Origin of the sequence: Streptomyces toxytricini, from assembly GCF_014649915.1 — a bacterium.
GTDB lineage: Bacteria > Actinomycetota > Actinomycetes > Streptomycetales > Streptomycetaceae > Streptomyces > Streptomyces toxytricini.
The window spans coordinates 154,644-175,652 of record NZ_BMTY01000001.1 but is presented as its reverse complement, the minus strand read 5'-3'; the positions used below and the strand labels follow the sequence as shown (position 1 = coordinate 175,652).

Genomic DNA, 21,009 nt, shown 5'->3' with positions numbered 1-21,009 from the left:
AGCCATCGAGCGAACCGGGTCGGTTGAGGCGCGAGGCCTCTTCCGACCCGGTTCGCCGTACCCGGGCTCGCAGCACGGTGCAGGCGCGAAAGAGAGCAGAAGATGGGGATCAGGAACAAGGCACTGGGCTTCAGCAGGAAGTTCAAGCTTGACTCGCACCACGCGATCGAGCGTTTTGGGGTGTTCTTCGGCATCTTCGCGGTCACGGGTGCGATCGCGATCAGCGCATCAGGGATCTCTGCATACCAGGCGGGACGTGACTCGCTGTCACAGACGGCGCTGTACACCAGCGACTTCAAGACGTCGAAGACGAATCTCGGCGGCACCGTGGACGGGGTCTACACCAACGAGCGCGGCAACAAGGCGCTCGTGATGATGCACTTCGACCCGACCGCTCAGATCTCGTACAACGCCGCGGACTACAGGGCGTTCCTGCTCGGGTCGGACACCTCACTCAACAGCGAGCCGGTCAGCACCAGAGGGATCAAGGGATCCCTCTACGCCTTCGGCTCGACCGGCTACATCGGGGTCCTCCTGAACGCCGACCGGCCCTTCGACCGCCAGGTGTTGAACCTGACGGTCCGTGCGAATGCCGAACTCACCGCGCCCGGAGCCCAGCCGAAGCAGAGCAGCGGCAAGCTGGCCGGTGACGAGACTTTCACCAAGTACGACCAATGGCGGGTCTTCTTCAACCCCGGTGCGTCCGGGGTCCAGAAGATCGCGGCGCTCGACGCTCCGACCTTCGATCCCGCGCAGGCCTACTACTGGGTCGCACTCAAGAAGAAGGAGAACGAGGCCAGAAAGGCCCTGGACCAGAAGCTCGTCGAGATGCGCGCGAATCTGACGCAGATTCGGTCTTATACGTCCGACCTGCAGACGACGAAGATCGACGGCTTGTTCCTGCGTCCGCCGACCGTTCCGGCCTCGATCGCCACCGACAAGATCACGGGGATCTCCGCAGCCGAGGCGAAGGACGGTGTCTCGACGCTGGCGCTGCAGACCAGGCACGTCGCCCCCGGCGGCTTCGACCTCAACTGGCGAACAGGCAACGTCTACGACGGCTACCTGGACGCCCTGGTGCCGGCCGGACAGAGCTACGCCCAGTTGTTCACCAAGAAGCGTGACGAGGGGTCGGATCCGACGATTCAGCAGATCTCGGACATGCAGTGGATTCTCTCGGATGGCACCAGCCTCACCAAGGACTACCAGTCCTCTGACGTGACGATGCGCCCGCTCATGAACATCATGAACAACCTTTCACATGCGTATCAAACCTACGCAGTGAACAAGTCCAAGTACCAGTCGGACCTCTCACTCGAACTGCTCCGACTGGACGTGAGTCTGCGGGACGTGCAGTCCAACAGCACCGTTCGCGACGACAAAGACTTCCTCACCACGCTCCAGTGAGTGCGGCGAAGAAGTGTCGGATCCTGCTACCTGGATTGAGCCGGAAAGGAACCCAGCATGGCCGCCGACCAGCCGAATCGGAGCTCCGAGACGGGGACGACGAAGGACCAGCCGGACGCGTCGGCGAGTCAGGGGATGCCCCGGCAGGGTCGCGGGACCAAGAGCCTCGATTCGGCGGCGCCCCTGCGCCGGCACAGCAGGATGAAGGCGGCGCCCACCCGAAAGGAGGCCATCGAGAAGCCTCCTGAGGGCAAGACCGCCGTGCCCAAGCAGCTCCCGGGGCGGGAAGCTGATCCTTCCGGCCCTTCCCGTCCTTCACCACGTGCTTCCCGTCCTTCCCGTCCTTCCGGCCCTCCCGGCCCTCCCGGCCCTCCCGTTCCTTCCGGCCCTCCCGTTCCTTCCGGTCCTTCTCGTCCTTCCGGTCCTTCTGACCCCTCCGGCACGGCGAACCCCGCGCGACCGGAGATGGCGGAAGCCGGGTCGAAGGTACCGGACAGTGCGGACAACGCAGGCAAGACAGCCGGGGCCGCGAACGCCGGGGCGACGATCAAGCAGGGTATGAACGGCGTCGCCGGGAACCTGGCCGGAGGCGCGACCCAGAAAGCGATCGAAGGCGACGGTAGCAACGCGACCCGTCGTAACGTCGGGCGTTACGCGGGAGCTGCTGTCTCCGGTGCCGTGGCCGGCGCACAGGCCGGCGGGCTCCCGGGAGCCGCCGTTGGCGCAGCGAAGAACCTCGCTGTTGAGGGTGCCCAGGACACGGTCAAAGGCGTGTCCAAGGCCACCGGCGGCAGCCCGGACGCCAAGCCGGCCGACCAGCGCAAGCTGGGTGTCGGCGGAACGGGCTACGAGCGCGGTGCGACGAAGGAAGACGAGGGCCTGGGCGCGAAGGCGGCCAAGGGCGTCGCCATCGGCGGTGGTGCGTCTGCTGCTCCGCCGGCCATGGGCCTGGTCATGGCCATGGCCTTACTGAACTGGCTCAAGTCCATGTTCTTCGCAGCCATGGCGATGGCCGTCAACGCCGGGAAGCTGCTGTGGACCCTCTTCGTCAACATCCTCAAGGCGGTTGGCCATGCGATCGCCGCACCCTTCATTGCGATCGGCGGCTTCCTGGCCAAGGGGGCCGGCGCGGTCCTGGGCATCACCGTCACTGCGACGATGGCCCCTGTAGCGGCAACGCTGTCGGGTGCGGTCGCGATGACCGCCACCGTGGCCCTGCTGGGCACGGCCCTGACCGGTGTCCTCAACTCGACGGCGTTGACCGAGGGCAGCATCAACGCGAACAGGGCGGCGTGCGTCGTCAACGCGGACAACGTCGGCACCGGTTCCGGTGCCACAGTCCCGGCGAACGTGGAGAAGAACGCCAAGGAGATCTACTCGGTACTCAGCACGTGGGGGATGCCGAAGGAGAACATCGCGGGCATCCTCGGGAACTGGTCACAGGAGTCCGGTATCGACCCGACGAGTGTGCAGAACTTTCCGACGGGGACGTATGCCATGACCGCCGCGAAGGCCGACGCCGCGCAGAACACGAACAACGGTATCGGCCTTGGGCAGTGGACGTTCGGCCGCAACACGCTGCTGCGCCAGTACGCGCAGCGCAAGGGCGTCGACTGGTTCACGATCAAGGCCCAGTTGGCGTTCATGGTCGATGGTGACAACCCGGGCGACGTTGCGGTCTTCAAGGACATGCTCAGGAAGTCGCAGGGCTCGCCGCGTGCGGCGGCGCTGCACTTCCACGAGAACTGGGAGCGCTCCGCCGACGGCGCGGCCGGGCTCGCTGTACGAGGCGACAACGCCGAGATGTGGTTCGGCAAGATGAGCGGCTGGTCGGTCGACGGCTCGATCGTCGGTGGCGTCGAGGACATCGTCGGCGGGATCATCGACAACATATCGAACGCGATCAACACGATCCTGGGAAACTGCGCCTCCACGGCCGGCGGTTCCATCTCGCCGAAGGACGGCGGGATGACGCAAGAGGAGGCCCAGGCCCTCGTCGACCTCTTCAACAAGGAGGGCGACAAGTTCCTCGACGACCGGTACGGTCCGGGCGGCGGCCCCGGTTCCTGCGGCGACAACCACGCGATGAACTGTGTGAGCTTCTCCACCTACTTCGTGAACAAATACACGACGTTCCAGGCCTACCCGGTCGGCGATGGCAAGGAGACGGCCTACACGATCGCGAGGGAGACCGGCAAGACGATGCAGTCGACCCCCGTCCCCTACTCGGTCGGGTCCGGGCCGGGATCCACTTCCGTCGGCCACACCCTCGTGGTGCTCGGCGTCCAGGGGGACAAGGTCATCCTCGGTGAGGCCGGCTACTGCGCCTACATGGGCCGGGTCCGCGTCGACAGCGCGGCGCGGATGGCCGCCGAGGGCTGGAAGTTCGTGGACATGTCGGATGCGATGCTCACCCCCGACAAGATCAAAACGGCCTGATGCGCAGCATCTGACCTGGAAGGAAGACGCCGGTGCTCGGCGATCCGGGCACCGGCTTCTTCGTGTCCGAGTCAGGTCCGCGCGCCGGTTCCACCTTCGACGCTCTCACTGAATGGATTCACACTCGGCTCTGAATGGCTTTTCGTATAGGCTTCGGTCGTTTATGAAAACAACACGGAGTGAGGAGCGTTCCGTGACGACAAGCCCTGACGAGTCCGAGGGCGTCGGACCTGAACAGGAGAGCGAGTCGATGCCCGGGGAGAAGCCCGCGGTATCGAAGACGCACACGAAGGTCACCGGAGTCGAGCTCGAAGAGCGCTTCGCGGGCTGGATGATGCGCCGGCGGGAGAAGGGCCAGGCCCGCGCCGGGGCGGACAACGCGCGCCTGCTCCGTCGCGGCGTCACCGCGGTGATGAGTGCCGGGATCCTCGCCCTGGCCATCACTGCGGGCGTGACCGGCGAGAGCTTCAAGACGACCACGGCGGACAACGAGGCCCGGATCCTCCAGCTCACGCAACAGTTGGACGATGCCCAGTCCAAGCCCGCGAAGGCGGACGTCGGCGCGCAGTTGTCAAAGCTCGCCGAGGCGGCAGCCGCCGACGCGGAGAAGGTCGCGGCGGGTGAGCAGACCTTCGCCGAGTTGTACCACCAGGCCGATGTCCAGCCCAGCCCGAAGAACGGGGCTCCGAACCAGGCCACGCTGCAAATCATCGAGCACCGAAGGCACTTGGCGCCGCTGTTCGGCAAGGACTCCTTCCTCGTCAGCGACAACGAGGCGTACAGCACGTCGTCGCTGACGCCGTTCGACGCGACCACCGAGATCGATCCGCGCCACGCCTGGTACATCCGCTACGACGGCGACAAGGCGGCTGCCCCGAGCACGTACGCATGGAAGGTCGAGACGGTGATGCCCGATCTGAGCGTGAAGGGCGGTTCCGGCGCGACGAACCAGGCAAGGGTCATCTGGCTGTGCCGGGACACGACGAGCGGCGAGGTGCTCGCCTGGGCGAGCGCGCGTTACGTACGCAATGGCACGGCGGGGGCCTTCGACCACTTGGCCCTCGTGGTAACCGCCGCCGGGGCTCCGCACGAGAACCCGGCGGTCAGGATGCCGGCCGGGTCCGGAGTACCCGAACTCAGCGGCATCGGCACACAGGAGGCGGGCGGGAAGCGATGACGGAGCAGACGGCAGCACCCGCGCGACGGGGATTCTTCCGGCGCAACCTCTCGACCCTGGGGACGGCAGCGGTCCTCACGGTGGTCGCGACGGTTGGCGGAGTGACCTGGAGCAGTCGGCACGCGGCCCTGGTTGAGCAGGAAGCCCGGATCAACGAGATCGAGGGACATCTGGCGGCAGTCCGGAAGAGTGACGCCGAGCAGGTGAACGCGGACGTGATGGCGGCCCTGGGTGTCAGCCGGAGTCGGCTGAGCACCGACCGTGAGCGCATCAAGTCGCTGCTCTCGATGGTCTTCACGTGGGACTCGGGGCAGAGCTACGAGGCTGCGCGCGAGAGGCTGAAGAGTCGGTTCGACCTCACCGAGAACGAGATGTTCCTGAAGTCGTTCATGCCCCCGTCGAGGTTCAACGAGGATTCCCAAGGGCGGCGTTACCACTACATCGACGCGGTTGGTTTGAACTCGGCCCTCGGCGCGGATCCGTACGTGGAGGTCATCGACGCCAAGGCGGGCGTCTACACCTACGCCGTCCTTGCCGACGTCGAGGTCACCTCCGACGCGATGTCCCAGAACAAGGCGAGCAAAGCCAGCGTCACGGCGTACCGGCGCGCCCTCCTCTTCGTCACGGTCGACGCCCAGGGCAAGGTCGCGAACCTCTCCGGCGTGCCGGCGAGCGGCGAGACTCGCCATTCCAAATGACTCACACCCCCTTTCGACTCGTCTCACTGATAGAGTCGGACTGGTATTCGAGTGGAACAGCGAGTTGAGGAGCGATGGCGTCGACACAAACCGATGAGTCGGGCGGGTCCGCGGTACGCAAGACGCGCTTCGTCGCGACGCCCAGGTCCTCGCAGGAGGACGGGGACACTCCTGAGCGCATGGAGCCCGCGGGCAGCCTGCGCAAGCGCACCCTTGCGGCCGGTCTGAGCATGGGTGTCGGCGCACTGCTGTGCTTCCTGCTCTCCGCAGGAATACCCGACGGCCAGAGCGCGGTGCGCGGTACGGCTGTACCGGAGGTGTCCTCTCTGCGGGAGCAGCTCAGGATCACCGAGGCGAAGACCGCGGCGCTACCGAAGGCCGACGACGCCGAGCGTGGTCTGACCGCGGCCCTGAAGGCGGCTGGTCACGTCGCGAAGCTGCAGAACGACTACCGCTACCTGACGCCCAAGGTGGCGGCAGACGGCGGCAAGCTCGACGCGGCGACGTCTCAGTCGACGCTGCGCAATCTCATCCCCTACTTTGCCCCCTCGGTACACCGGGAAGACCTGGGTCCGTGGTACCTGCTCGCCGGCGACAAGGACGTACCAGCCGGCGTCGGGATCCCCATGAGCTTCGACTCGGGCTTCGAGTGGGCCGGCCAGGTGCCTTACCTGGTCAACGACGACGGCACCATCGCGGTGACCTGGCTGGCGACGGAGACCAGGACCGCGGCGGGCGAAAAGCCGGCGGTGCTGGCCTGGGCCCGCGCCGACTACGACCTGGTCCGCAACGCATTCGTGAACATCCGGACCGGAACGACGGTCACGGGCAAGGCTCTGGAGCAGGAGGTGAGGGCAGCGTGAAGGAGGAGATCGACGACAAGTTGCGCCTGCACGCCGGGAGGATCCTGCTCGGCGGCACCGGGGCGCTGCTCGCGCTCTCGGTGGTCACACTCGGAGCCGGCCTGCTCAGCGACGGTCCGGCGGTGTCGGACATCCAGGACAACGCGGTCCTTCAGAAGCTCGAAGTCGACCTCAGCGACGCCCGGACCGAGCTCGCAGCACGGCACACGGCGCTGCTGGCCCGGTTGCCGGGCGTGGACATCGAGCGGGTGAACCGTGACAGGACGACGGGCCGGTCCCTTCTGCTCGGCCTCACGGACAGCTCGGCGTCGAGCCGGACCGTCAAGGAGCAGCAGGCGCTGCTCGACGCGCGCTACGGCTTCCTCGACCACAAGTCCCGGGTACTGACTGAGTTCGTGCCGGAGTGGATGACTGCGACCGGAGCCGCGAAGGGCGCTGGGACGACGTACGCGCTTGCCGATCTTGACGTGCATGTGAGTCGAGTGCAGGGCCTGAACTACTCCTACACGGGGGTGGCCCGTCTCGATCCGGTCCGCGTTGGACCGGACAAGAGCAGCGCCGCCAAGAGCGAGTTCGTGGTCCTCACTTACTCCACCTCTCAGGACGGCACGGCGACATCGCTGGACGCCTATCGGGCCTCCGGCAAGACCCGCGACGCCCTCGTCGGGGCCGGCGGGGAACAGTCCTCCCCCAAGCCGAAACGGTGAGCGAAGCACCCACCGTTTCGGCACGCACCCCAGAAGACCTCTACGAGACGTAAGGACACGAAGATGTCGACTCAGGCCCTGGAGAAGACCGAGACGACTGTCCCGACGAGCACGGCCTCGGCGGCGAGGAAGACCACGTCCAAGCCTGAGAAGGAGCCCAAGGCTCCGAAGCCGCACACCGGATGGCGGCGCCTGGCTCCGAGGAATCAGGCCGGTGGGGTCTCCGTCGTGGTGTGGGCGGGGTTCTTCCGGGCCGTCGTCCTTCTCGCCGACTACCTGCTGGCATGCATCACGGCCGTGGTCATCATCCCGCTGCTGGGCGCATGGCTGCACCAGCAGTCGGGCGCATCCCGGGTTGCGCTCAGCGCGGATGGAACCATCGCCATGTGGCTGGTGCCGCTCCTCTTCCTGGTCGCACTGCTCGTCGCGGGCGAGATCGTCGTGATGCGCGGCATGTGGCGCTGGGCAACACGGATGATCGCGAAGATCCAGAACGCCCGGGGCGACGTGCCCGGGACCCACGTCACACCGGAGTCCACGACCAGGACCGCCCACCAGAGCAGGGCCAACCGCAAGAGGAGCAACTGATGCGTACCGCAGGACTGACGATGAACGACGTATGGGCCCACCGTGTCCTGCGTGAACGAGGAGTGGAGACGTACCGGCTGGAGGGCGTGGTCGTCGAGCTCGGCGTCATGGTCGAATCGCTCGACCTCAAGCATCGGGGCCGGGAGGAAAACTACCGTCCGTATCTGCACATGACGGGCGAGCTGCGCTCGGTCACCCCTGCGGAGGCACTGCCGTTCGGTATATCCCAGGTGACCTACTCCCCCGGCCAGGGCGAGAGGGTGGACGCCTTCTACGAGTTCGACGACCAGCAGCTGGTGGTGCTGGCCGGCAAGGGATACTTCACGAGTGGCTTCACCGTGCCCGAGCAGGTCACCGGGATCGAGTGGGAGCTGCCGGCCACGGCGGACGTGCTCATCCTCGCTCCGTCGGAGGTGCAGGCCGAAGGCGATGTGCCCGTGGTCTTCACCCAGATCCACGGCATCGGGGGCTTGGAGATCGATCTCGAGTCCAGCGGCTACGACCTCGCCGGCTACTTCGCCGACCACTCCAAGAACGGCGTCCCGCGGGCCGAGGCCGTAGCCGACGCACGTGGGCTGAAGTCGCGCTCGGACGCGATCAACCCGCTGTTCACCGAGGACGAGCTGGGCCTGGACACCGAGATCAAGCAGGTCGTCGGAGCTCCCGCGCCCGAGGCAGCGCCGGTGGCTGACGGCATGAACGCACGCTTGCGGCAGATCGAGGCGGAGATCGCCGCCGAACGGGAGCAGTACAAGACCGAGCGTGCGAGCACCGAGGGCACCATGGAGAACCTCTACCGGGAGCGCGTGGCTACACCACTGCACAAGGCCGAGGAGCAGGGGGTGCCGTCCGCTTCCTCGGTCCCGACCCGTGAGGCGCAACGCGACCTGAACCTCGATCCCGACCGGGAGGAGGAGGCACGCCGACATGGGGCCAAGCCCGTCCCGAGCCTGGACGAGCGCAAGCTCCAAGTGGCCCGGCGTGCGGCCGATCTGGACTTCGGCGTTGACGACGAGCAGAGCTTGGGCTCCTGAGGGCGGATCAGGCATGACGCGCGCGGCCCGTGGAGCCGGCTGACAGCAGCCGGGGCCCGTGGTGCATCGGTGGCGAGACAGGAAGGAGAGCGACGATGGGCCTGAAGCAGGACATCGTGATCGTGAATGAGTTCAGCGTGCCGCTGCCCGACGGCAAGGGATCGCGCGGCGCGACGCCGGGCGACTACATCACCCGGTACATGGCCCGCGCGCAGGCGACGGAGTCCCTGGCTCCGATCCAGCGTCTGCGCACCGACGACTTCATCCTGCGCTACATGGCGCGGGAGTCCGCCGTCGAGCGCGTCGGCATCTCACGGGGTGCGACGAAGCACGAGATGCGCCAGGCGCAAGGCCACGGCGGCGTGGCCTTCGGCTACGGCTCGGTCTCGCTCTCGGACGAACAGCTCAAGGCGGCCGGCAAGGACATCCAACACTACTTCGATTCGGGGCACACCGTGTTGAAGACCGTGCTGTCCTTCGACGAGGAGTACCTGCGGAAGCAAAAGATCATCGACGTCGACTTCCGCTGCGAAGCCCGCGGTGACTACCGCGGCCACATCGATCAGATGAAGCTGCGCATGGCGATCATGTACGGCCTGGAGCGGATGGGCTCTGGCACCAGCGGCTTCGACGACCTGCGGTACGTGGGGGTCATCCAGGTCGACACCGAGCACGTGCACTGCCACCTGGCCATGGTCGACGGCGGCCGGGGCCAGGTGACGAAGAACGGCACACAGCGCGGCAAGCTACTGGACCGGCACAAGTCCCGGCTCCGCCGCGGCGTCGATACCTGGCTCCACGAGAAACAGGCGGTCGCTCACCTCTCCAGCGCCGTCGGCTACGAGCGGCGCAACGTCACCACCTTCATCAAGCGGTGGGCGCACGAGCGAATCCGTGCCGAGTCCCTGCCGCAGTTTGTGGTCGCCTGCCTGCCTGGGGACCGAACGCTTTGGCGCGCCGGCTCGGACGACGCTCGCATGCGCAAGGCGAACCAGCTGGTGACCGAGCTCGTGAAGGACCAGCTCGAACGTGCTGGGTCCCCGATGCCCGCGGCCATGGAGCGCATCGTCGACTACGCCAACGAGCGCCGCGCAAAGGAGTCTCTGAGCACGGAGGAGTGGCAGAAGCTGGTCGAGCAGGGACGTACGCAGATCACGGAGCGCGCCGTCAACGGCATCTACCAGATGCTTCGGGCCATACCGGAGTCGGAACTGCGGGTGCGCACGCCGATGCTCGAAGTCATGGGGATGGACTACCAGCAGATGGCGGCGCTGGCTGCAGATCGTCGGGGCGACCACCAGAACACGGAAGCCGATCTGGTCTCCTTCGGTTTCCGGCTGCGCAGCTACGCCTCACGTCTACGGCATCACCGGGAGAAGGCCGGGGTCTACCGCGATCTCACCCACCAGTGGGAACGGGCCGAGAAGGCCGGTGTGGCCGCCGAGGATTCGCGCCCGCTCTACGACTTCTACCGCTTCGAGGAGGCCTACCACTGGAGGCTGATGAGCAAGTACCGGCACTTCCTGCCCTTTGTCGGCGGTGCGGGCGCATGGCACGAGCAGCAGCAGGACGTGGCGGCTCACGGCCGGCGGCTGCTCTCGCTCATGGCCCTGCGCGCGGATGCCTCTCTGCAGCGGATGAAAGACTCCGAGGAGGCCGAGAATCTGGGCCGGACGATCTACGGTCAGCCCGGCGGCAGGCTCCTGACCGAGGGCACGCGCGGCCGGGCGGTGCTGGACGCGCGCATCAGGACGATGAAGCAGTCCTATGACCGGAAGTTGCACGGCCTCCAGGCCGATCTCGCTTCCTCCGGCCTGGTGCTGCGCGTGGGGTCGGGCGCCGAGGACCGGGCGAGTACGGAGACGGACGCGGTCAGCACGGACTTCAAGGTCGTCGTCGGTACCGCGTATGACTTCGACGAGGTCAAAGGCTTGGATCTGCATCACCTGGGCTACGACTTCGTCACCGACGTCGTCATCGGAGCGCGCGCACACCGGGCCTTCGTCGAGACGGCCAGGGATCGCCGACGGCTGCTGCTGGCGGCGATGGACTACCTGGACCAGTCCGGTCAGGCAGAGGCAATTGCCGATCTGCCGGTGAACGATGTCGCGGCGATGACACGGGTGTCCCGGGAGCTGACGTCCCAGCAGACGGGCCGGCGATCCGGCTCGCTCATGTTGCGTTCCCGAATCGCGGAGCTGCGCGCCGGGCGCGAGCAAGCCGAGGGGATGCGGCGGTCCAAGGCTTCCTCGCTGGACGCCGGCCTGGTCGTGCGGGTCCAGGCCCGAGTCGATCAGGCTGTGACCACAGCAGACGCCGAGATGAAGCAGACGAACCTGCATCTGAAGTCCGATCGGGTTCAGGGCGAGGACGGCAAGGTCCGCAACAACAACGGCGCCCCGTACTCCACCAGTCAGATGGAGGAGATCGCCGAGGCCGCGGGGCCGAACACCGAGCCGATCCTGGACAAGGACGGCAACCAGATCGGCACCATCTACGAGTCCGTCGAGGCCTCCGAGTTCGTGGTCGACAGCAGAACGCTGGACCGCGGGTTGGCCTCCATGCGTGCAGCCCGCGAGGCGGAGGCCAAGGAGTCACGGGCTCAGACTTCGGCTCCCGAGACCGAGCGGGAGCAGGCCGCCGAGGCCGAGGTCGACCAGCCGACGGTCGGCTGAGACCAAGGGGGAGGCCGAGTCAAGCCCTCGAAAGGCCCCTGGAATGACATCCAGGGGCCTTTCGGCTACGCGGGGGCGGCTGCCTGCCGGCCAGCTCGCACCACCGAAACCCCCAGCACGACCTACGACTACGAGATGTCGGTCACTGATCGCGCGGCCGCCTTCCAAGACCCACCTCTGAATGCCCTCGCGACCCCTTCTCGACACCTATTAAGCGCCCTATCGAATGCGGCTCATGATAGATTTCGACTGATTTAGCAGTCGAATCGTCAGTCCTGTCGAGAGGTCTTGTGTGGCATGTTTCAACAGGTGCAGCTCAACGAGCGCTACCGGCTCCTGTCCAAGCTGTCGGAGCCGCTGAAGAAGGCCGAGCGCGACATCGTCGGCCGCGAGCACGAGACGACACAGCTGTTGGCCTCGCTGCGCCGTCCCGAGCTGTGCAACGCGCTCCTGTTGGCCGAGGCCGGCACAGGCAAGACGGCCCTGGTCCAGGCCACGATGGTGGTGGACAAGGACCGCCTCTACCTGGAAGTGGACCCAGCGCGCATGATCTCCGAGGCGGGCACCGCCGAGAACATGGCCGCGATCCTCAAGGGCTTCTTCGACGAGGCCGAGGACTTCGTCAGAAACGAGAAGCACGAACTGGTCCTCTTCATCGACGAGTTCCATCAGGTCGCTCAGCTCTCCGACGCCGCCGTCGAGGCGATCAAGCCGGTCCTCGCCGCATCGGGAACCCGCGGCATCAGGATCATCGCAGCGACAACCTACGAGGAGTTCCACAAGCACATCTCGCCGAACCAGCCGCTCGTCGAGCGACTGCAACGCATCAACCTGAACCCGCCCGACCAGTCGACGACCATCAAGATTCTGCAGGGCATGGCCGAACGATATGGGGTGGCTGACGAGTTCTACGACGACCACATCTTCCGGCAGATCTACGAGTACACCCAGCGCTACATGCCGGCCAGCGCTCAACCTCGCAAGTCGATCCTCGTGCTCGACTCCATGGTCGGCTGGTTCCGCCTGACGCACCGGCCGATGGACCGGGACCTGCTCTCGGACGTGCTCATGGAGACCCTGAACGTGAACGTGGCCTTCAAGGTCGACGGCGCGAAGATCAAGAAGCAGCTGGACGAGAAGGTGTTCAGCCAGGAATGGGCGACCAGCGCGGTGGCGCGTCGCCTACAGCTGGCGGTGGCGGACCTCAACGACAAGGGAAAGCCAATGGCGAGCCTGCTGTTCACGGGCTCCACCGGCGTCGGCAAGACCGAACTCACCAAGCAGCTGGCGAAGCTGCTGTTCGGCGATGACCAGCGGCACCTGATCCGTTTCGACATGACGGAGTACGCCGAGGACTCGTCATTCGCGGCCTTCCGCTCCGAACTCACCAAGCGGGTGTGGGACCTCTCCCACGCCGTGCTGCTGTTCGACGAGGTCGAGAAGGCCTCGGCGATGGTCACGCGCGTGCTGCTACAGGTGCTCGACGACGGCCGGCTCAACGACGACAACAACCGCGAAGTGAGCTTCCTCAACACGTACATCGTTCTGACGACGAACGCCGGCACGGAGATCTACAAGAGCATCTCGCAGTACGCCGCCGACGACACCGGCTCGGGCAAACAGCTGATGGAGTACGAGAAGCTGATCCGCCGCTCCATCTCCTCGACGACAGGCGACAACCGGTTCCCGCCCGAGCTGCTGGGCCGCATCGACGCGATCGTACCCTTCCAGCCGCTGTCGCTGCCGACGCAGCAGAAGATCGTGCGGAAGAAACTTCGGCAGATGGTGCAGGAGGTGTTCGTCAAGCACAACGTGCGGATCGACGTCGATGCGAGGGTGCTGCAGTACCTCATCGAGGACAAGGGTGACACCGACTCCGATGCCGGCGGCGCGCGTGCGGCCGTGGCGAGGCTGACCGACGAGGTCACCACCGCGGTGGCGACCTTCCTCAACGAGCACCCCTCAGAGCGACGGATCCGCATCGACGTCGTCGGCGACTTGGTCAGCGACGACAAGCACCTGCTGAGTTCCGATGCCTACATCGAGGTCAGCGCGGTGCGATGAGTCGGTGAAGGCTGGCGGGCCTAGTCGACTAACGAGTCGATAGCCCTTTGAAGCCCTATAGTTGCTTACTTCGACAAGGCGACGATAGGATGCTCGTAAACCAGGCGGACTGTGTTCTTTTGGCGAGGAGATCGGCATCAATGGGCATCCTAGGAGCGGCGGCAGTCCGCCAGAAGAAGGAACGGAAGAAGAAGCCCAATGAGCTTCTTGCCTCCGTGGTGAGAGAGACGGCGATCCCGGCAGCGGTCGAGTTGCTGCGGTCGAACACTCCGTTCGTCTTTCCCAGCGGCACGGCCTGGGTGATGCTCGTGCTTGCTGCCGAGGAGATCGGCGGCTTGAGTGCGCGGCACGGCCGGGACGAGGCGAAGGGCTCGATCATCGAGCTCATCAGCTCCGACCAGATCCGCACGGTGGCCACGGCAGAGATGCTCGAAGAGGAAGTCTTCGGCATCATCCCCACCGACGAGACTCTCGCGCGCATGGAGGAGTACTCGCTGCTCACCGGTGCCGCCTACGCCTGGGCCGTCGTGTGGCAGAAGCCCGGCGGCGATCTGCTCGTCGATCTGGTGAACGATGCGACCTTCGCACAGGCGCGCTTCGTCGCCGCAGGTGTCACGACCCTCGAAGAAGCCGTGGGTAAGAAGGCGTGGGAAGAACACAGCGGCCTGGTCGCCGAGGCTGGGACCGCCGACCCCTCCCCGGCGCTCCTCGATGAGGACGAGGGGGATGCGATCTTCGATGAGATCCCCGGTGACGAGGGGGCTGACGAGGGCCTGGACGACGAGCCGCGTTTCAGCGACGTCGTCGACGACGATGAACGGGTGGACGCAACCGTGTTCGACGGGGACGACGTGGACACCGTTTCGGTCGAGTCGGAGCCGGACTACGACGGCGACGAGGTGACCGGCTACGAGGGCTTCGACGAGACCGACGCCGGCTACGACATCGAAGGCGACCACCAGGAAGCCGGCGACGCCGTGCTGCTGGCGGATCAGGCCCAGGTACGCGACGTCATCGCCCGCCGGTTCCTCTCCGAGGAGCTGGACTTGGACGTCCGGCTTGACGAGTTCAACGCGACCTTCACCATCGGCGCACCGGTCGTACAGATCGCCGTGCCCGAGGGAGCGACCGAGTGGCTCGGGGACCAGGTCGCCCAGCTCAACCGGCAAGCCAACGCGGACTTGATGCAGCTCCGTTCCGCGCACGAGGTTGAGCTGCGTGCGCTCTACGTCAACCTCATGTCGGCGCACACCGAGCAGGTCATCCGTGCGGTGGCCACCGACCGCGAGGGCTCCCGGTACAAGCTGCTGAAGGACGCGGCCGAGGCCGAGCACCAGCAGCGGCAGGCAGAGAGGGAGGAAAAGGCCCGAGCCCGCCGGGCGGAGATCGCCAAGGAGTACGAGGCGCAGGCCGCCAAGGTGGCGCAGCAGGCGGCGCTTTCGGCGGAGCTGCAGTACAAGGAGCGCAACCGCTCGCGGATGGAGCGCGAGCAGATTGACTCCGTCGCCCAGATCGACCGGGACATCGAGGACACCCACGCGCACAACCAGCAGGAGATCCTGCGGGTCCGGCGGTCGGACGCAACGCTGAAGATGCAGACCGGGCAGACGCGGATATTCGAGGTGCTGGCCGAGCGGCAGTCGGAGTACCTGGCGGCCGAGGAAGAGCGCCTGAGCCGGTGGAAGTCCGAGATCCAGCGAATCGTCGACGCCAACCGCAAGGCGGACATCGCCCAGTCCGAGGCGCTGGCCGAGCACCAGCGGACCACGGACGAGATCGGCGTCCTGCGCCGGGAACAGCAGGACCTCCTGGAATCGATGCGCTCTGAGCACGCCGACCGGATCCGCCGAATGGAGGACGAGCTCGAGCGCAACCGCAAGGACGCCATCACGCAGATGGCGACTCGGGACGCCGAGTGGCAGCACAACCTCAACCTGGAGAAGGAGAAGACCAACTTCCAGGCGACGCGGGTCACCGACCTGCTCAAGCAGCTGACGACGGTCGAGGAGTCAGCGGCCAGGCGGTACGAAGCCCGCCTGACGGAGATGCAGGCCGACAAGGAGGCCTACGCCAACGAGCTGGCGCGGGCTTCCGAGATGCAGAGCCGCTCGAACAAGATCCTCGTCGTCATGATCGTCACGCTCTCGCTCCTGATGGGTGTGGCCGGCTTCATCGTCGGGGTGGTCTTCATCCGTTGAGCGATCCGGTCATGACCGACGGGGTGATCTGACGGCGCACGGGGCGCGTTCCCCATGCGCCGTCGCCGTCTGCGCAGCCGGGCGCAACGGACAGCGGGACAGCGGGATGGGCGAGGCTCGAGAGTAAGGAATCACGATGGCCACGAACAGACGGAAGGCGGCACGGCCGAAGGCGAGCAGCTGGGACAAGATCTCGGCGCGGAAGCCCGGCGAGACGCTGACGAACCGAGACGTGCACGACAGCCAGCAGTTGGACCGCAGCAAGTTCCTGACCCTGAGGTCGACCAGACCGGGCATCGTCGTCGCGGTGATTGCCGGAGTGCTGGTGACGGTCGTTGCCTGGGTGTTCTACTCGCTCGTCGCCGCGGCGGTGCTGTCGGCGGGCGTGTTCGCGGGCTCGGGTGTGTCCGGCAGCGGCAGCGGCAAGCCGAGTGCGTACTACGTTCAGGACACCATGACGGGTGCGGGCGGCTCGGTCGTGAAGTGTTACCGACCCCTGACCCGGGACGGCAACCCGGACGTGAAGGCGAAGTGTCACCCCAGCGCTGAGGCTGTTCCGGTCCCCGCCTGGTACACCGCGGGGAAGGACGGCAAGCTCGGCGCCGGCAGGCCGGCTGAGCCCGAGAAGAGCACGACGACGGTCGAAGAGCAGCTGGCCGACGTCTCGGGGTTCAAGCTTTTCATCACGCTCGGCTCGGGTCTGATGGTCGCCCTGGTCATCGGCACGTGGTTCTCGCGGAGGGTCGCCGCGGCGAACCTGATGAACACCACGAGCGACATCAACCAGTACCAGAACGACCAGCACATCGCCCTGCCGGAAGAGATCCAGCAGAACTACGACTGGTTCCCTGACGCCGGTGCTCACTCGAGCGTGCAGGTCAGCTCGATGCTCAGCCACATGATGCTCAGGCAGAAGGGTCTGGGCACCGTCGAGGTCGCCCAGCGCGCCAAGGAGGACGTCACCGATGAGGAGGGGAACCTCGTCTATTACGCCGGCGAGGTCATGGACGACGACGAAGGCAGTCCGCTGACGCAGACCCTGCCGATCATCGACGAAGTCTTCGGCGACGAGCTGTTCGAGGCTTCCGGCCTCCCCGCTGACAAGACCCTGCGACAGAAGTACGACGCCACACGCATCCCGTACAACCCTGACGGCAAGAACCGGGACAAACTCGGCTTCGGATCGAACACGTACAAGACCGTCGCCGCCCTGATCAAGGAGGACTGGACCTTCCCGGAGTACGAGGTCCAGCGCCCTGCCGGGGCGTACATAGTCGATACCGCGCCGGTGAACACCATGGTGCTGGCCATCACCCGAGCCGGTAAGGGCCAGACGTACATCGAGCCGGTCATCGACATGTGGTCGCGAGAGAAGAAGCCCTCGAACATGGTCATCAACGACCCCAAGGGCGAGCTGCTGGTGAAGAACTACGTGCCCCTGGTCACCCGGGGGTTCGAGCCGGTGCAGTTCAACCTGATCAACTCCATGAAGACCGACATCTACAACCCCCTGGGGCTGGCGGCCGACGCAGCGCGTGAAGGCAACTTCACCAAGTGCGCACTGTATGTGGAGAACATCGCCGGGATCTTCTTTCCGCTCGACGGCGGCGAGGACCCGGTCTGGCCCAATGCCGCCAACAACGCCTTCAAGCGCGCGGCCTACGGACTCATCGACTTCTACCTGGAAGAGGAACGGGAGCTGCGCAGCGCCGCAGCCGTGCTGAACATGGACCCGGTGCTGCTCGAGCAGAAGCTCGATGACCTCTGGGGCAAGGTCACGCTCTACAACTGCTACCAGCTCTTCGTGCAGATGAGCTCAAAGAAGGTCAGGAACCCTGAGGCCGAACTGGAAAAGCGGGTCAAGGCAGGCGAGTTCGACAACGACACGGACGCCCTGGCCGAGGAGCAGGCGAAGGCTGCGGCCCGGGCCTTCATGTGGGAAGGCAAGGCCGATCAGGACATGCTCAGCCTGTACTTCAACGCGAGCGAAGCGCTGCCCCGCAACAACATGCGCACGATGGTGGGCAACGCCCACAACGCGCTGCGCTCGATGGCCGGCGCAGAGAAGATGCTCGCCTCTGTGTACGGCATCGCGATCACCGCCATGTCGTTCTTCACCGACCCCACGATCTCGACGCTGACCTCGGGCAAGCCGTCGCAGAACACCGACCTGGCCGGACTGAGCTTCCCGCGTCGCCTCGGCGTGCGCTTCGCGCCGAACTACGTCAAGCGCGACCACCTCGTCGGTCAACAGGCCGTGTGGTCCGCCTACGCGGACCCGATGTTCACCGAGAACCTCGGCGAGGACTTCGAGCACGAGGAGATCGTCGGCCGCGAAGGTTGGGCCCGGTACAACTTCAAGGGCAAGTTCCCCGGCGCCGAAACCTGGCTCAAGCTGGAGCTGGTCAACCCCCAGACGAAGATGCTGCTGCGCACCTTCTACTTCAGCTTCACGAAGACCCACCAGGTCTCGCTCAATGGCCGGCACTACGTGGTCGAGCCGGTGACGGGCAAGAAGATCGTGAAGAACGGCGTGATGCGCGAGCTGAAGCCGGTGCGTGAGGGCGGCACTCGGGACGGGAAGATCCTGTCCTTCCAGGCCGGGGACACGCTCTACCCGGACACGCGGCTCGACTTCTCCGGCGGCGGCAACCCGGAGAAGGTCTCGTATCAGGCACGGGCGATCACGCAGAAACTGTCTCGCTACTCGGAGTCCCCGAAGGCGCTGTTCCTGGTGACTCCGCCTCACCTGATGAAGTACGCGAAACTGATCCTGATTCTGGTCAAGCAGCTGTTCGACGTGAGCGCCGACCAGTCGTACATGACGAAGTCGAACCAGAAGCCGCTCTACCGCACGCGGTTCATGCTCGACGAGCTCGGCAACCTGCAGTCGGAGGGCAAGGGCATCGACGGCTTCGCGACGATGCTCTCCATCGGCCTGGGCCAGGAGCAGCAGTTCACGCTCATCCTGCAGACCCTGCAGCAACTGCGCGACGTCTACGGCGAGAGCGTCGACAAGATCGTGCAGGGCAACACCTCGAACATCGTCTTCTTGAAATCCACGGACGACTCGATGATCGAGACGCTGGAGAAGATGAGCGGCAGGACTCACCGCTCGTACAGGGACAGCAAGCAGATCAGCCAGGATCTCGACAAGGTCATCGGCGGCAAGACCGAGGGCCGGGTCTCCTACACGATGAGCACCAAGGAAGAGCCGCTGATCAGCTACAACGACATGGCCTTCCTCTCGCCGCGCAACTCGATCGTCTTCCGGGCCGGCGATGCGCCGATCTGGAACCGCAACCAGACGATCCTGCCGATGTCGGTCCGGCTGCTGAGGGACACGATCAAGCACCCGGGGCACACGTACTCACTCCAGACGATCCCGACGCTGTCCAGTGCCATGGACTTCGACGTGCGGATGAATCAGCCGGACTTCGTGAAGATGCTGGAGAAGCGCATGCGGCAGGCGGTCAAGGCCGCGGACGCGAAGGCGCAGTACAAGGAGATCTACGGCTACCGGGAGGTCGACATCGAGCGCCTGGACCCGGACGTCTACGCCGACGAAGTCATGGAGGTCATCACGACGATGACCACGGTGGACGAGGGGCATGACCCCAACGCTCCGGTGGTCGTCGACCCCGACGAGTACGAGGGGATGAGCATGTTCGACGAGGACCAGTTCATCGAGAACGTCGAGGTCGGTGTCGCAGTCGCCGAGAGTCAGGCGGTCAGCGTCGAGCGGCGGCGTCTGCTCTATGCGGAGGGGACGATCAGCAAGGAGATGCTGGTCAATCCCGACGGCTCGGCAAAGGTCAAAAGCCTGGACATCGAGATCGCTGAGGCTTACAAGTCCGCGCAGACCGAGTTGGAACAGGATCGCGAGCACTTCTCGGTCGGCGGCGACGGCGAACTGCGCAGCGCCGACGGGTCTCAGACCTACGTCAGCCAGATCCGCTCGGACGCGTACGCCAAGGCCGCCCGCCTGATCAACGGCCACGTGAAGGACGAGGACTCGCGGGTGTTCGCGGAGGAGGACGTCACCGAGGAGGACCTGAAGTCGCTGGTGACCGTGAGGGTCCACTCGGCCTTCTACCAGTACCTGGCCTCGCTGCCGAGTTGGGAGGTGCTGGCCGACGGCCGGTTCGACAGGGCGATGGCCATCGAGATGAACTCGAAGTAGTCGGCGGCCGCTTGGGGCCGGACAAGGATCACAGCCGGCGCCGAGGCCATCTCTCACCCAAGACAGACAGCCTCGACACTGACCTTTCGAATAGCTTCCGACTCTCTTTCAATAGACGATGTAAGCTCTATGCAACCCGGAGCATCCACAGGAAGCTGATTGACTATGAAGAAGGCGCGCGGACTGCGGAAGTACTTCTACGAGTACGTCTACTACAAGGCAGTCGAGCAGGCCCGGGTGCAGGCCGGACAGGTCATTCCGATCTCGCAGGCCAAGGCGATCCGCGCCCGAGTCGACGAGATCCTCGGCCGGCGGGGCACCGCACTGGCCGACCCCCGGCTGGGCATCGCGGACTGCCTCTCCGCCATCGACCAGGCGTTCGCGGAGAAGGTGTCCGACTACGAGCCGCAGTTCGGTGATCATTCCCCCCGGAACGAGCGCTACCAGCAGTTGCAGCGGGAGTTCACCCGCGTCACCGGTGTCGGTGCCCAGGTCGACTCACAGTCGGCCCGGCTGCCGATCAGCCCCTATGACCCCGCCTGGTCCGAACGCGCGACGGTGAAGCGCGCCGGAACCGCGCTGCTGTACCTGCCGGACGAGACGATCGGACGCGTGGCCGGCGGCGAGGTGGAGGCCCTGGCCGACCCGCGGCGCGGAAACATGGTGCTCTGGGGCATCGACGACAACGGCCGGCCGTTCCAGGCAGGCCGCGCGATGACGATCGACGACGCCACGGGACTCACCGCGCTCATGGACAAGATGAGCCGGCAGGAGTACGACCAGGTGCGCGAGTGGGTCATCGACGGCGGCCGGAACCCGCAGACGAACCGCGTCGACGGCAACCGCTTCATGTCCCGGCGCGCCGTGGCGCGCTCGGCAGCACTGCTCGAAGAGCTGAAGGCCCAGGGCGTGTCCTACGCGGTGATGCGCGACCGCGAGCCAGGTCAGATCAAGGCGAAGATCGCCGGGACCGGCA

12 protein-coding genes and 1 pseudogene are annotated in these 21,009 nt (G+C 65.8%); all 13 read left to right on the top strand.

Features of this window, described 5'->3' with window-relative positions:
* The first annotated feature begins 102 nt into the window (after positions 1-102).
* Positions 103-1,407, top strand: coding sequence for a hypothetical protein (locus IE170_RS00725; RefSeq protein WP_189807321.1), 1,305 nt, complete (start codon positions 103-105; stop codon positions 1,405-1,407).
* Between the two features lie 558 nt (positions 1,408-1,965).
* Entirely contained in the window at positions 1,966-3,846 is a 1,881-nt protein-coding gene (locus IE170_RS00720; RefSeq protein WP_189807320.1) for a phage tail tip lysozyme, read from the top strand.
* A gap of 193 nt (positions 3,847-4,039) precedes the next feature.
* On the top strand, positions 4,040-5,023 hold the full coding sequence (locus IE170_RS00715; protein ID WP_189807319.1) for a hypothetical protein: 984 nt from the start codon (positions 4,040-4,042) through the stop codon (positions 5,021-5,023).
* On the top strand, positions 5,020-5,721 hold the full coding sequence (locus IE170_RS00710; protein WP_189807318.1) for a hypothetical protein: 702 nt from the start codon (positions 5,020-5,022) through the stop codon (positions 5,719-5,721). Before IE170_RS00715 ends, IE170_RS00710 begins: the two co-directional genes overlap by 4 nt.
* Before the next feature lie 74 nt (positions 5,722-5,795).
* The gene (locus tag IE170_RS00705; RefSeq protein ID WP_189807317.1) at positions 5,796-6,584 is read left to right on the top strand and encodes a hypothetical protein; all 789 of its coding nucleotides are present in this window, start codon (positions 5,796-5,798) and stop codon (positions 6,582-6,584) included.
* Positions 6,581-7,291, top strand: coding sequence for a hypothetical protein (locus IE170_RS00700; RefSeq protein WP_189807316.1), 711 nt, complete (start codon positions 6,581-6,583; stop codon positions 7,289-7,291). Before IE170_RS00705 ends, IE170_RS00700 begins: the two co-directional genes overlap by 4 nt.
* Before the next feature lie 63 nt (positions 7,292-7,354).
* A complete protein-coding gene (locus tag IE170_RS00695) occupies positions 7,355-7,879 on the top strand; it encodes a hypothetical protein (RefSeq protein ID WP_189807315.1) in 525 nt (174 codons plus the stop codon).
* Complete coding sequence (locus tag IE170_RS00690) at positions 7,879-8,913, top strand: hypothetical protein (protein ID WP_189807314.1); 1,035 nt, start codon at positions 7,879-7,881, stop codon at positions 8,911-8,913. Before IE170_RS00695 ends, IE170_RS00690 begins: the two co-directional genes overlap by 1 nt.
* Before the next feature lie 95 nt (positions 8,914-9,008).
* Entirely contained in the window at positions 9,009-11,588 is a 2,580-nt protein-coding gene (gene mobL / locus IE170_RS00685; protein ID WP_223856615.1) for a relaxase MobL, read from the top strand.
* Between the two features lie 309 nt (positions 11,589-11,897).
* Positions 11,898-13,652, top strand: coding sequence for an AAA family ATPase (locus IE170_RS00680; RefSeq protein ID WP_229884534.1), 1,755 nt, complete (start codon positions 11,898-11,900; stop codon positions 13,650-13,652).
* Between the two features lie 140 nt (positions 13,653-13,792).
* Positions 13,793-15,850 (top strand): coiled-coil domain-containing protein, encoded by a 2,058-nt coding sequence (locus IE170_RS00675; RefSeq protein ID WP_189807312.1) that lies wholly within the window; start codon positions 13,793-13,795, stop codon positions 15,848-15,850.
* Positions 15,851-15,986: 136 nt separating this feature from the next.
* Positions 15,987-20,033, top strand: a complete 4,047-nt coding sequence (locus IE170_RS00670) for a type IV secretory system conjugative DNA transfer family protein (RefSeq protein ID WP_189807311.1) — start codon at positions 15,987-15,989, stop codon at positions 20,031-20,033.
* A gap of 165 nt (positions 20,034-20,198) precedes the next feature.
* Positions 20,199-21,009 (top strand): annotated as a pseudogene (locus IE170_RS32315) (hypothetical protein); the annotation flags it as partial.